The following is a 13,356-nucleotide window of genomic DNA, read 5'->3' on the forward strand; positions in this document are numbered from 1 at the left end:
AAAAATTTAATCGATTAAGCTATTCCATAGTAGCCTCTAAAGATTAAATGTACATAATTGATATGTATGCCACAGTATCTATCCCATGAGACCTCAATGAGTAATCAAACATGCCTAAGCAATCTAAAAACTTAACTTCGCCCAAAGATACCGTGATTGATTTGGATGCAGAGTTCCGGGAGTCTAATATCCAAGAAGTACTGGATAAACTAGATAGTGAGTTGATTGGCTTAATTCCTGTGAAGACTCGTATTCGCGAGACGGCTGCATTGTTGCTGGTCGATCGTGTTCGCAAACAAATGGGATTATCTGCGGAAGCACCCAGTTTACATATGTGTTTTACTGGAAATCCCGGTACTGGGAAAACAACAGTAGCCCTGCGCATGGCAGAAATCTTACATCGCCTTGGTTATGTGCGTGAGGGGCACCTGGTTTCAGTGACCCGAGACGACTTGGTCGGTCAATATATTGGACATACCGCACCCAAAACAAAAGAAGTGATAAAGAAAGCGATGGGAGGCGTTCTTTTCATTGATGAGGCTTATTATCTTTATAAACCAGAGAACGAACGTGACTATGGTGCAGAATCAATAGAAATTTTGCTGCAAACGATGGAAAATAATCGCGATGACTTGGTTGTTATTTTGGCGGGCTACAAAGATCGCATGGACAAATTCTTCCATAGCAATCCCGGTATGCGATCGCGTATAGCTCACCACATCGATTTTCCGGATTATGGTCCAGATGAATTAGTTGCGATCGCTAAATTAATGTTAGAAAGCCAGAATTACTGCTTCAGTGCAGCCGGGGAAAAGGCGTTCGGGAAATATATCCGCCTGCGTATGAAGTCAGAGCATTTTGCCAATGCGCGCTCAGTTCGTAACGCGCTTGATCGTGCTCGGCTGCGGCAGGCAAATCGACTATTTTCCGGAACAAACAGATCATTATCCAAAACGGATCTCATCACATTAGAAGCGGAAGATATTCTAGCGAGTCGTGTTTTTCTTGAAAATACGCAGGATAGTGAATCCAAAATAAAAAAATAAAAAATAAAAAATACAATATATCGATAGCGATGGAAACGCTGACTCTCCCTTGGCGAATTTTCCCTAAAACGATCGAAGCGGCTTGTTATAACCGCGGGCGACTAGCGCTGCTGCGACTAGGCTATCCTTTGCGAGTGACATTACAGCAGCATCGCGGATTAGAAGTCTTTCTAGACAAGGCCATGTGGCTATGCGTAGATAGTAATAAAGACGATCAGCCCATTTTGGCATGGCGCGAGTTTCAGATTCGTGGACGACGTGGTTTACACCTACCCGTTTCTTGTGAATTGTGGCTATACCATAGCTATGCAGGTCTTATCATGGGATCAGCTCTGGATGACTTGGACCAGGCACTTGAAAAAATTATGCATTGAGCATGATTTTTTTACACCCCTAAATTACAGAGGATAAAAATGCCACTTGTAGATATGCGCGATATGTTGAATCATGCTTATCAAAATAACTACGCAATCGGTGGTTTTGGACTGGTAAGCCTGGATTTCTTGGAAGCTATTGTCATGACAGCCGAGCTCTGTCGTTCACCAGTCATTCTCAATCTTTCTGAGCCACTCTTCCATCAACATGATTTTAGCCTGATTATGCCGGCTGTCGAAAGAGCTGCGCATCACGCCAAAGTGCCGATTGCTATCCACTTTGATCATGCAAAGAAACATGAATCCATCGTTCAAGCGATTAATCTTGGTTGCAACAGTGTCATGCTGGATGTTTCTTCAGAAGCATTCCCAGTCAATATCACTCAAACCAGCAGTGTTACAGAAGTAGCTCATGCCTGCGGCACAGCAGTTGAAGGAATACTCGGTTTTGTAGGCGGTGTAGAGGGAGAAAATGCAATCAATAATTTAGGCGAAGTTGTCTATACCTCCTCAGAAGAAGCTAAAGTGTATATTGAACGTACCAAAATTGATTTCCTTGCTGTTTCCATTGGCACTATCCATGGCCGTCAGCCCAATCGCAGCCCTAAATTAGACTTCAAACGTCTGAAACGTATTAACGAAGAACTTGGAATCCCGCTAGTGCTGCATGGTGGAAGCGGTTTAGTTGAAGAGCAGTACCATAAGTTGATTTTAAATGGCGTTGCTAAAATTAACTGCTACACGGAGCTTTCCGACATCGCTGCCGCAGTAATCCGTTCCAATAGCCAAAAAAGCAACAAAAAGGGCTATATTGAATCATTGCACGGTGTTAAAGAAAGCCTCCAAGAACAAATCAAATTGTATATGCATCTCTGGGGATCAGCGGGCCGCGCAGCGGAAGTTTTGATTCAGTGCCGCCCTTGGCAGTCTGTAGAACAAATCATTATTTGTAATATTGAGAGCCGTTATCTACAGCAATTTGATACGCTGACTGAACAGGCGCGCAAAACTTTAACAACAATTCCGGGTGTGCGCCAGGTTTTCTCGGGCAGGGCATTATCAGACCCGGGGCAATATCGCCTCTGTTGGCGAATCCAACTGGCACACGCAGATGTTATCAACAGTTACCAATCTCATCCGCACTATAATGCTTTCTACAATCAAATATCCCACTCGACTGATCCTAAAAAGATCAACACTATTTTTGCCGCGACGCTATCGAGTACAAACCATCAATTGAAGGAATCTGTAAGTGTATAATCTATCCTTAAACTCCATAGCGTCAGAGCTATAAGCAGCAATTGCAGCATGCCCTAAATTAAATGCAAGGATGTAACGCCAGATTGGCTCTAAGCAAAATGGCCTGATAATTTAAGCTTCATTTTCCGACAACCCTTCACCCCTGTCTTTTTGTACAACTTTGCTTGTCAGTGAAGAAGCGGTTTTGGGCCAGCGTGCGCTGCGGAATCGGTCTTTTCCCAACCACATCAGGCACACTTTATCGGATTGGTTCCCGCCAAAACACCATCACCGCGCCGAGGCAAGGCGTGGTGGTATTCCCGAATTTTTCCAATTGCCTCGCACCCAATGGATTCCCAGGCAGTACTTCGTGCTGCAATGTCGTGCCAACGCAATGTGCAACAAACAGCCCGCACCATGGAATGTCATCACCGGCATAGTTGATGTCAAGGTCCTTCGCCCAGTCCATAATGACAGGATTATTCTTATCGCCGAGCACCTCTTTCGTACCCATCAAGTGCCTGGCTTCTTCAAACCAAGGAAGGAGTAGTTCAATGGCCGATGGAACATCCTTGAAGAGGGCTGCTGTGGTTTGCGGGCCTACAATACCATCCACTTCAAGACCTTGTTGCATTTGAAATTGCCTGACTGCGGCAATGGTGTTGCGTCCCCAAATGCCATCAATCGCGCCCGGATCGAGCCCTTTGTTTTTCAGTGCTTGCTGAATCTGTGCAATTGCATTGCTTCCCATTATTCCTCCGCGATTCATCATGAGTTCAAGCGGATTGAGTGCACAATCCGGCAGTGGAATTATGCAATATCTTTCTCTGTCGTTTCTACTTCTTATTTCCTTATCAATTCAGACAAATGATTGAGCAATTCATCCTCTTTATAAGGCTTACCAAGAAATATATTAACCCCCAGATCCTGGGCGATTTTCTGGTGTTTTTCCGCGGTTCGTGAGGAGATGATTATCATCGGGATATGAGCTGTTTCCGGATTCTCGCGTACCCATTCAATCAATTCAAAACCATTCATTTTAGGCATTTCCAGATCGATCAGCATGACATCTGGAATGCTGTCCTGAAGGATTTCGATCGCTTCCTTGCCATTCTTAGCAATCAACACATCACAACCTTCACGCTCCAGCAGGCGGCAAGTTACTTTGCGCACCGTCAATGAATCATCCACCACCATAATCGTAGATGCTGTGTTGGTTTTCTTTTGAGCGATCGCGGTTAATTCAGGTAGCGGTGTGCTGAGCACTTTCTGAACATCGGTGCGTTGTATCAGTTTCACCGGGTTCAGGATCAGAATGACTTCACCATCTCCGGTAATCGTAGCGCCTTCAACACCGGGCGCATGCGCAAGCTGTGAACCGATATTCTTGACCACTACTTCGGTGTTACCGATTAGCTCATCAACATGCACGGCAAGATATTGTGTGCCGCTGTGCAGGAATAACACTTGGCTGTGCTTGGTGATTTCCGGGATATGATCTATCTGACCCAGTAAATGCGACAAATGGGAGAACAAGTATTTCTTTCCATTAAACTCGATCTGACGATCCTGATAGATTGTTTTCAGCGTATCGGAATCGAATTCCCTGTTATGTTCGACAATAAAAGCAGGAATCGCATAGATTTGTTTCCCGGCGTAGACCATAAATGTCTGTGCAACGGATAGCGTAAGTGGCAAACTAATCGTGAACGTTGTTCCCTGATTGGGAACAGACTCGACACTGATGCGGCCACCGAGCATCGAAATCTCATTCTTGACGATATCCAGGCCAATTCCGCGACCGGCAATTCCGGTGATAGCGTCAGTTGTCGATAAGCCTTGGATGAAGATCAGCGACATCGCCTTGTCATCATCCAATACTTCTTTTTCCTGGATCAAGCCAAGCCGTTGCGCTTCCTCACGAATGCGCGGCAAATTCAGACCACAGCCATCGTCACTCAGGGTGATGATCACTTCGTTGCCTTCCTGACGCAGGTGGATAGCGACTTTCCCTGTTTCAGGCTTGCCTGCTTGTTGCCTTACTAGTGGTTCTTCGATGCCGTGGGCTATGGCATTACGCAGCAAATGCTCCAGAGGCGGATTAATTTTCTCTAATACACTGCGATCAATTTCAACTTCTGCCCCCTGGATTTCCAGATTGGCTTTTTTACCGACATCTTCCGCCACTTGCCGCGCGATACGATAATAGCGTTCGGCATAATTACCAAAAGGTATTGTGCGGATTTGCAGCAAGGATTGCTGGAGCTGGCGGTTAATCACGGATTGTTGCGCGACGGCTTCTTCTGCGACCGTTTGTGTTGCTCGTAAGTTTTTTTGCACGGTGATAATATCATCGACACTTTCGGCCATCAGCCGCGTCAGTTCCTGGAAGCGGGAGAATCGATCAAACTCGAGCGGATCAAACGCAGGCTCACTTTCATGCTGCTGCGCAAGATGCGATTGCATTTGTGTTTCCGCCTGAATCTCCACTTCGCGCAACTGGTCGTGCAAGCGGTGCGTGCTTTCAGTCAGATCCTGCAGCGATTGTTTAAAATTGTTGAGCTGCGCTTCAATTTTGGAACGCAGCATGCTGGCTTCGCCGGAATCATTAATCAGGCGATCAATCAACTCGGAGTTAATACGCAAAATGGTTTTTGCCTGAAGCAGCTCGGATTTCTCGGGCACCACATCTATTGATTCAGCTATTTCCGCTACAGTATCCCTAGCGATTTGTTTTTCCGGAAGCGGCAGCACTTCGATGCGCTGAAGCTGTTCAATCTTATCGCTGATGGCGTCAAATTCACTTTCAAGCTGATCAAGCGCAGAATCGGAAATATTGCGTTCATGAAAAGCTGCTTCCACATGACTCTCCATCACATGGATCAATTCGCCCAGATGTAGCGCTCCTGTCATGCGGGCGCTGCCTTTCAAGGTATGCAACAATCTCAGTAGCGCATGATGAATATCCTCGTCTTGCGGCAGCATGCGCCAGGCGCGCAATTTACCACCCATTTGCGGAATGATGTCTTGCGTTTCTTCAAGAAACACCGGAAGCAGTTCTGGATTGATCTGATCAACTGCTTCGGAAGTAAACGGTACAAGTTGTATCGGCTTTGTTTTTGTTCCACTGAGTGAAGAGTCCGGGAATACGGCCGGCTCTTCCGTTTCTGCTTCAAACGAGGCGTCCATGTCAACAGGGCTTTCAGCCTCTGCTGCGAAATCTGCCGCCTGCATTTCAATAGTTTTCTCACTGGTTAAGAGTTCTTTTGCCAAAAGCAACAATTCATCGGCATCAACTGCGGTTACACCCTGTTCGCGCAGATTCCTGCACCACTCGCCATAGGCCTGATGCGTACGCGTGATTAAGTTGATTAATAAACCGGAAGCCGGTCTTTTTTCAGTTAGCCAATGATTCAGGACTTGTTCCAAGCGCCAGGCCACTTCACTCATCTTCTCCAGCTTGACCATGCGGCCACTGCCTTTGAGTGTATGAAACCCGCGCTGCAAAGCGGCGAGTGGCTCACGATCGGTTGTATCGATCTGGCATCTCTGCAGTTCACTCGCAATACTGGCCAGCACTTCATCCGCCTCTTCCAGGAAAATAGCGAGCAATTCCAGGTCGACACTGGCACTTGCCGCTTTAACGCCTGCTGTATCCGGTTTTGCCGCGACGGCAGATCCCGAAGCAGCCGTTTGCACCGGTAACGATGCGCTTGCGGGAATTGATACGATCTGGAATAACTTGATCGCTTCCTCGACAATTTGGTGACTCTCGGGTTGCCCGCTTCTGAGCGCTTCAATAAAGAAACCCAGATTGCTTAATCCATCCACCAGCAAGATCTGTTCTGTTTCAACAATTTCATAGCCCGGCTTTAACAGTTTTTCGACCAAGCTCTGGCAAAGATGCAGTAAGGTGTGCGCACGTTCCAAATCCAGCATAACCAAAGCGCCGGAGACTTGCTTGAATAAGCCAGGCAGCATGGATAATTCTGCACGTTTGGCGGGTTCAAAAAAGAATTTATCCAGAATGGTCTCGATTTGCCCCAGATTGGTCAGAATTTCCTGTGCAACCTGCGCCAGTAATTCTTTTTCCTGTGATTTACTTTCTAACACAGTAAACGCTGGAGCATGCGGCAGCGCATTGACATTGACATCGCCCGCAGTAATACCACGCAGACGAGCGGCAATCACATCGATCTGCTGCGATAAATCCGGCGGTAACTGGTTAAAATCATCGACAATACTTTCAACCAGCAATAAAGCAGTCGCCATTTCCATAGCCAGCTCTTCACTGGCATCTTGAGGCTGATCATGCAAAAAAGTAACAGTGCTATCTATGGCATCGATTAACTTCACTAACGGCGCACATTCAGTTTGCTGCGCTTGATGATTGAGCCAATCAATGTATTCAAGCAATGAGGCCAGACTTTCCTGGTGCCCCGCACAAAATTCACGCCAGATATCGTTCGCCTGCATCAGCGTGCTACGCAGCCTATCCAAAATGGGGCGTAAGGTCTCCGACTGTTCAAAAGTCAGCGTATCCTGGTCTGACGCCAGACCGGGCCAGGTATAACTGTTCTTGATATCGCTGATGCGCTGACTGGCTGATTCGCTGTGCGCAATGTGGTACAGCAATTCACGCATCAACGGTGCAGTATTGCCCAGTGTTCCAGCGGCAAGATGGCGTATGGTTTGTTCAATCTTTCCGCACAGGCGGCGCACTGTAAGATCGATTTGATTGCCTTCCAGTTGCAATAAATCTTCGAGGAAACCGGCGGCCACCCACCAAAAAGCTCGCCCTTCAATAGTTCCCGGAAATTCCTCGATTTGATTGACTGCCGCAGCCATCTGCTGCAAGCCGTCTTTATCCGATGGATCACGCAACCACTTCAGCAGTCCAGTCTGATACTCGGCGCCCAACTGTTTGGCTAAGGGCTTAGCCATTAAGGCGTTAATATGCGCTGATTCCGCTTTTAACGCCGGGCTAGCCGTTAACCGGGGAAAAAATAAGTCACTCTCGGGCGCATTTTCAAAACCATACACCTGCATCAACCCGCGATACGCTGAAAATAAGCGTAGCGGATTTTCTTCTGCGCCTTCAATCAGTTCATTCAGATAGTAAAGCAATGCCTTGGTGGATTGTTTCAGCGCATCGAAAATCGGTGGACTGGGTTCAATCTTCTTGCTGATAACCGCTGCAACCAATTGCTCCATTTTTTCTGTGACGATGGTGATGCTCGTCAGATTCAGCATTTCCAGCAAGCCATCCAATTGATGAATATACTTCCGGCAATCATTGATCAAACTGGTATTACTGGGATGCTTGCTATAAACATCCAGATTCTGGTCAATCAAAGCGAATACCTGATAGATTCCGTCCTTGATTCCGATAATCGAGGCAATATTAAGTTTGGGTTGTGCGCTCATTTTTAATACCATCTATTCCCAATTGAAATCTTAATCAACATTAAGGCATCTCTATATATCCAAGTTTTGTCATAACACTTTGTTGCTCTCAGAAAAGCTTCCTTGCATAGCGTACTTGCACTGCGTAACCATTTTTTTGTTTGTGACTCATGCTGGTTAGAACTTTGAATTTTTAGAGGTGCCCATTACACCTTGAAATTGGATACCGATGCTTTCAGCTCAGATGCAAAACCGGCAATCTGTTTGATTGACCCCGTGGTTTTCAATGTCCCTTCCGTATTCTGCCGGGTAATATGAAGAATCTCTTCCATATTGGCGACTACCTTATGCGCTGCTCGTGTTTGGGTATTCGTGACATCAAAAATATTGGTAACCAGTTGAGCCAGCTGCTTTGAAACTTCTTCTATTTCTTCCAGAGCCCGTCCAGCCGCATCGGAGCGCTTTGCACCTTTTGCCACGCCGAGCGTGCTTCTTTCCATCGCTGCGATGGCATCTTGTGTGTCGCCTTGAATCGTGATGATCAATTCACTGATTTGTTTGCTGGCTTCTGCTGAGCGTTCAGCCAAACGTTGCACTTCTTGCGCGATCACTGTAAAACCATGTCCGGCCTCACCTGCGGCCGTTGCCTGCAACGCTGCATTTAAAGCCAGAACATTCGTTTGATCGGTGATATCAGTGATCAATGCGACAATCTCTCCGATTTCTTGGGAGCTTTCCCCCAGCCGTTTGATCCGCTTGGAAGTGTCCTGAATATAAGCTCGGATTTCATTCATTCCGGCAATGGACTCACGTACGGCCGAGGTACCTTTTTCCGCAGTGGATAACGATTGTTTGGCAACTTTGGCGGATTCCGTCGCCATATCGGATATCTGACTGATGGATTCCGTCATGCCGATCACCGCCAGGGTAGTTTGTTCAATTTTCGCCGTTTGCTGTTGTGCCGCTGTTAATAACCCCGATGAAACATATTGCGCCTGATTAGACGATTTAACAACCAGTGCGCTGGCCTGATTGACCTGTTCTACCAGTGTGTGCAATTCCTCAATCGTGCAATTGATGGCATCGGCAATCGCACCAGTCATATGGTTCGTGATATCCGTACGAATGGTCAGGTCGCCATCGGCGATTTTTTTCATATCGTCCAGAAGCATCACGATCGCCTTTTGCGCTTTCTCAACTTCATTTCTGCTTGCCAAATCTTGATAATGCGCATTCCGGCGTACTGACCGGACAAAAAATATGAGCGCAAGTACTGCGCATGCGCCGAATGTGTAAATCAGCGCATTGAATAAAGATACAGTATGCCGATTTTGTTCTTGAATTGCACTCTCCAGCGTACGCGTCATATCCAGCATGGTTGCGCTGTTGTTCGCAACCTCATCCATAGCCAGCTGAATAGTTAAAGCTACCGGTATCTCTTGTTGAATCACTCGGAGGTGATCGTCAAACTTTCTCACCAGCGAATAAACATGTGACAACAGATCCTGAATAATCTCATCCCTGTTTGATGCCGCCCCAAGTCCGTTATTTCCTTGACTTAAAATTTGGATAATTGCTGAAATTTGTGCGTGATCCTGAGCAAGTTGCGCGGTGATTTCTGTTATCGTGAATTCGCTGAAAAAAATCGTTCTAGCATTCTTTGCGACGGTGCGCGCATGCATTTTTATGGATTCCATCGTGCGTATTTCCTGCGACAGATTGCCGATTTCCGCCATACGCCCGGTTAATTCTTCGATGCGCCTGACCAATTGGCTATACGTGATATGGATTGCTTGGATACTACTGTTTAGCTTAATCGAAGATTCTTTATGGTTCAAAATCAGAGCAACCTTTTTAGCCTCAAGCTGCCAGCTTTGATGATATGCATTCAGGATTAATGCAAGCGATTGATCTGCGGCTGGAACGGTCTTGTCATGATCATAGATCCCACCCTGAGATAGCAGTGCAATATACTGATTTATCTGAGATTGACTGTCCTGCAACTCGACAGACGCATTGGTATTGCCCATGTGGCCCTGCTGTGCGGCTTTTGACAAACGCAAATGCTGCTTCTCTAACTGTGCAACCAGTTCCGGTTGAACCGTATGATGCCTGGCTTGATTGACGCTGATAGCCAGTGTAATCAACAGCAGCACGGTGAAAAACATCAGGATACCGCCCATTATCCAGCTGTTGTTTAAAATGGAAATATTTTTAGGAATACTTTTCTTTGTCGGTAGGGTAATAACCGGCAGTTTCTTCCCTATGGCAACCATTCTGGTTGTTAATCCAAATTTTGTAAAATTGTCTTCCATTGTTTGCTCCAGCATTGATACAGGCTTGTCTGAATATTCAGGTTTTTAATGACAGACGACACCAGACACGATTGTTGTCAGGTGATAGCTTAACCGCTGAAGTGTGGGGACAAAAACAGGATAAGACATGTAAAACAAGGTCTTTTATGGAGCCTCTGAATAACCGTCATTTCGAGTGACACGAGAAACCTATATTTTTGATTTATATATATTAATATCTATGCTAGAAACAATAATTCAGATTATTCAGAGGCTCTTCGGAAGTTGAAGTGCCTCGAATGAATTACCCAAGAAATAATTTATAGGCGGGATTCTTCGTCTCATCCCAATAGTGATAACCCAGTTGATTCAGGAATGCTTTGAAGTCAGATCTTTCTTCCGGAGGAACCTGGATTCCGATCAGCACACGGCCATAGTCGGCACCATGATTGCGATAATGAAACAAGCTGATATTCCAGTTATGGCTCAAGGTGTTGAGGAAATTCATCAACGCACCGGGGCGGTCGGGAAATTCAAAACGGTAAAGAATTTCGTTTTTAACATCATGCGCGTGCCCGCCGACCAAATGACGAATATGCAGCTTGGCCATTTCGTTGTCGCTCATGTCTTCGGTGGCCAGGCCGCTTTGTTTTAATTCGCTGATCAGTTTCTGGGTTTCTTCTTGATTGCGCACCGATACGCCGACAAAAACATGCGCCACTTTCGGATCGGCATAACGGTAGTTAAATTCGGTAATGCTTTTGGCGCCTAATAAATTGCAGAATTTTTTGAAACTACCGGGTTTTTCGGGAATCGTCACGGTCAACACAGCCTCACGCCGTTCACCGATTTCCGCACGCTCTGAGATATGCCGCAGCCGGTCAAAATTCATATTGGCGCCGGATGCGATCGCAACCAGCGTTTTATGTAAGATTTTCTCACGCGCGACGTACGCTTTGATACCCGCGACGGAAAGCGCACCGGAAGGCTCCAGTATCGTGCGCGTATCTTCAAATACATCCTTGACGGCAGCGCAAATGGCGTCGGTATCGACCAGAATCACTTCGTCGACCAGTTCGCGACATAAGCGGAAAGTTTCTTTGCCCACATGCCGCACCGCCACACCATCCGCAAACAAACCCACTTGCGCCAATTTGACCCGGCGGCCGCTTTGCAATGAACGGTACATCGCATCCGAATCGACCGGCTCGACGCCGATGATTTTGATTTTCGGATACAGCCGTTTCACATAAGCCGCTATGCCGGAGATCAAACCCCCGCCGCCAATCGGCACAAAAATAGCGTGAATATTCCCCGTATGCTGACGCAAGATCTCCATGCCGACCGTTCCCTGCCCGGCAATCACATCCGGATCATCGTAGGGATGAACAAACGTGGCTTGTTCTACTTTCGCCAGTTTTATCGCGTGCTCGTAAGCATCGTTATAGGAATCGCCATGCAAGGCCACTGTCGCACCCAGCGCCATCACCGCATTTACCTTGATTTGCGGCGTCGTCACCGGCATCACGATGGTCGCGCCACAGCTCAACCGCTTGGCAGCCAATGCCACGCCTTGCGCATGATTCCCGGCAGAGGCCGCAATCACGCCGCGATTGCGCACCGCAGGCGATAACTTGATCATCTTGTTATACGCGCCACGCAACTTGAAAGAAAAGACCTGCTGCAAATCTTCCCGCTTTAATAACACCTGATTATGAATGCGCCCGGATAAATTGGCAGCAAGCTCCAACGGACTCTCGATCGCCACATCATAAACCTGCGCGGTCAGTATTCTTTCTAGGTAATTGTTTTTCATAATACGAGATGAGTTAATTCAGACAAGCTTCTAATCCGAAACGAGGAAAGGGATTTTATCACGATCAGGGGTTGCATGAATTTTCTTACAGTCATGGAATAAGCTCTATCATCGCAGAAGAATGGTTCAAATCAACAAAGATTGTTTGACTCAGCGTATTTGATTCGTGTAATTTGCAGAACCGCACTCAATTTTCTCGTATGCTCATCCGCGACAATCTGGAAATTAAGAAATGAATCGACAACACGCTCTGGCACTGCTGGCCCAAAGCAAACCAGAACTGCAAACCCGCTTCGGCGTTACCCGCCTCGCTCTGTTCGGCTCGACAGCCCGCGATACAGCGAGTGCTGGCAGTGATGTGGATATTCTGGTTGCCTTTGACGGCCCGGCAACCTCACAGCGTTACTTTGGTGTGCAATTCTATCTGGAAGATTTGCTGGGCTGCCCGGTGGATCTGGTTACCGAAAAAGCATTGCGGCCGGAGTTGCGCCCTTATATTGAAAAAGAATGCGCTTATGTTTGATATGATAGAAACCAAATTAACATATTGTATAAGAGTCAGAAAGGAAGCGTGATAATTGCAATGTTAGATTTGCTTTTTGATGTAATTTATTTTGTCGATTAAAGATTCTTGAGACACAAGGAACTTCAGATTATGAGCTCATTGCAAGCAACCCAGGTTTCCGTAGCATGTGCAGATGTAACTGATTTCAAAGCTGATGCGCTGGTTCTTAAATTCGCACAAAATCTATATGGCGCTGATCTGGCAATCTACAATCGACTTAATCCAGAGCAACGTGCAGTACCAATGCCTGCGATCGGCCAACATATTTGGCATAGAACAAGGGGAATATTAGGTGTCGATGCTGTATTTTTCCTTGGTGTAGCGTCGCTTTACACGTTTGGTTATTCTGAGATTCGAGACTTTGCAGCACGTGCAGTTGAGACAGTTGATACGGAACTGCCAAATGCATCACATCTCGCTCTCACTATCCACGGACCTGGATATGGTCTTGACGAAGTGGAAGCATTTGAGTCGGCACTAGCCGGTGTAATTGATGCCTATAGTGGACCCTCCTTTCAAGACAGTAAATTAAGATGGTATCCTGCTAAGAAGGAGCAGGAAATGACGGGAATAAAGCGAAAGAATTTTACGGGTGAATTGAAAGCTAGAGTAGCGC

9 protein-coding genes are annotated in these 13,356 nt (G+C 46.6%); 5 read left to right on the top strand and 4 right to left on the bottom strand.

Going from position 1 to position 13,356, the window contains the following annotated elements:
- Positions 1-110: 110 nt before the first annotated feature.
- The 3 genes from cbbX to ACH10T_RS11425 are packed head-to-tail and all read left to right on the top strand — an operon-like array spanning position 111 to position 2,680.
- Entirely contained in the window at positions 111-1,046 is a 936-nt protein-coding gene (gene cbbX / locus ACH10T_RS11415) for a CbbX protein (RefSeq protein WP_394809399.1), read from the top strand.
- Positions 1,047-1,075: 29 nt separating this feature from the next.
- Positions 1,076-1,420 carry a hypothetical protein gene (locus ACH10T_RS11420; RefSeq protein WP_394809400.1) on the top strand — a complete coding sequence of 115 codons (345 nt, stop codon included), beginning with the start codon at positions 1,076-1,078 and terminating at the stop codon, positions 1,418-1,420.
- A 39-nt stretch (positions 1,421-1,459) separates the two neighbouring features.
- Positions 1,460-2,680, top strand: a complete 1,221-nt coding sequence (locus ACH10T_RS11425) for a class II fructose-bisphosphate aldolase (RefSeq protein ID WP_394809401.1) — start codon at positions 1,460-1,462, stop codon at positions 2,678-2,680.
- Positions 2,681-2,918: 238 nt separating this feature from the next.
- Here the strand turns inward: ACH10T_RS11425 and ACH10T_RS11430 are convergent, their stop codons facing one another.
- The 4 genes from ACH10T_RS11430 to ilvA form a co-directional block, all read right to left on the bottom strand.
- Entirely contained in the window at positions 2,919-3,431 is a 513-nt protein-coding gene (locus tag ACH10T_RS11430; protein ID WP_394809402.1) for a peptidoglycan-binding protein, read from the bottom strand.
- Between the two features lie 71 nt (positions 3,432-3,502).
- On the bottom strand, positions 3,503-8,086 hold the full coding sequence (locus ACH10T_RS11435; protein ID WP_394809403.1) for an Hpt domain-containing protein: 4,584 nt from the start codon (positions 8,084-8,086) through the stop codon (positions 3,503-3,505).
- Positions 8,087-8,271: 185 nt separating this feature from the next.
- Positions 8,272-10,380, bottom strand: coding sequence for a methyl-accepting chemotaxis protein (locus tag ACH10T_RS11440; protein ID WP_394809404.1), 2,109 nt, complete (start codon positions 10,378-10,380; stop codon positions 8,272-8,274).
- 283 nt (positions 10,381-10,663) lie between these two features.
- A complete protein-coding gene (gene ilvA / locus ACH10T_RS11445) occupies positions 10,664-12,175 on the bottom strand; it encodes a threonine ammonia-lyase, biosynthetic (protein ID WP_394809405.1) in 1,512 nt (503 codons plus the stop codon).
- Between the two features lie 232 nt (positions 12,176-12,407).
- Between ilvA and ACH10T_RS11450 the strand changes: the two genes are divergently transcribed.
- The gene (locus ACH10T_RS11450; protein WP_394809406.1) at positions 12,408-12,698 is read left to right on the top strand and encodes a nucleotidyltransferase family protein; all 291 of its coding nucleotides are present in this window, start codon (positions 12,408-12,410) and stop codon (positions 12,696-12,698) included.
- Between the two features lie 132 nt (positions 12,699-12,830).
- Positions 12,831-13,356: hypothetical protein (locus tag ACH10T_RS11455; protein ID WP_394809407.1), on the top strand; the 526-nt coding region annotated here is incomplete at its 3' end.

Origin of the sequence: Nitrosomonas sp. (assembly GCF_043753625.1) — a bacterium.
GTDB lineage: Bacteria > Pseudomonadota > Gammaproteobacteria > Burkholderiales > Nitrosomonadaceae > Nitrosomonas.

Excerpts from the sequence above, each read along its gene's own strand:
- ACH10T_RS11420 (WP_394809400.1), top strand. The coding sequence starts at position 1,076 with ATGGAAACGCTGACTCTCCCTTGGCGAATTTTCCCTAAAACGATCGAA.
- cbbX (WP_394809399.1), top strand. The coding sequence starts at position 111 with ATGCCTAAGCAATCTAAAAACTTAACTTCGCCCAAAGATACCGTGATT.
- ACH10T_RS11440 (WP_394809404.1), bottom strand. The coding sequence starts at position 10,380 with ATGGAAGACAATTTTACAAAATTTGGATTAACAACCAGAATGGTTGCC.
- ACH10T_RS11430 (WP_394809402.1), bottom strand. The coding sequence starts at position 3,431 with ATGATGAATCGCGGAGGAATAATGGGAAGCAATGCAATTGCACAGATT.
- ilvA (WP_394809405.1), bottom strand. The coding sequence starts at position 12,175 with ATGAAAAACAATTACCTAGAAAGAATACTGACCGCGCAGGTTTATGAT.
- ACH10T_RS11425 (WP_394809401.1), top strand. The coding sequence starts at position 1,460 with ATGCCACTTGTAGATATGCGCGATATGTTGAATCATGCTTATCAAAAT.
- ACH10T_RS11435 (WP_394809403.1), bottom strand. The coding sequence starts at position 8,086 with ATGAGCGCACAACCCAAACTTAATATTGCCTCGATTATCGGAATCAAG.
- ACH10T_RS11450 (WP_394809406.1), top strand. The coding sequence starts at position 12,408 with ATGAATCGACAACACGCTCTGGCACTGCTGGCCCAAAGCAAACCAGAA.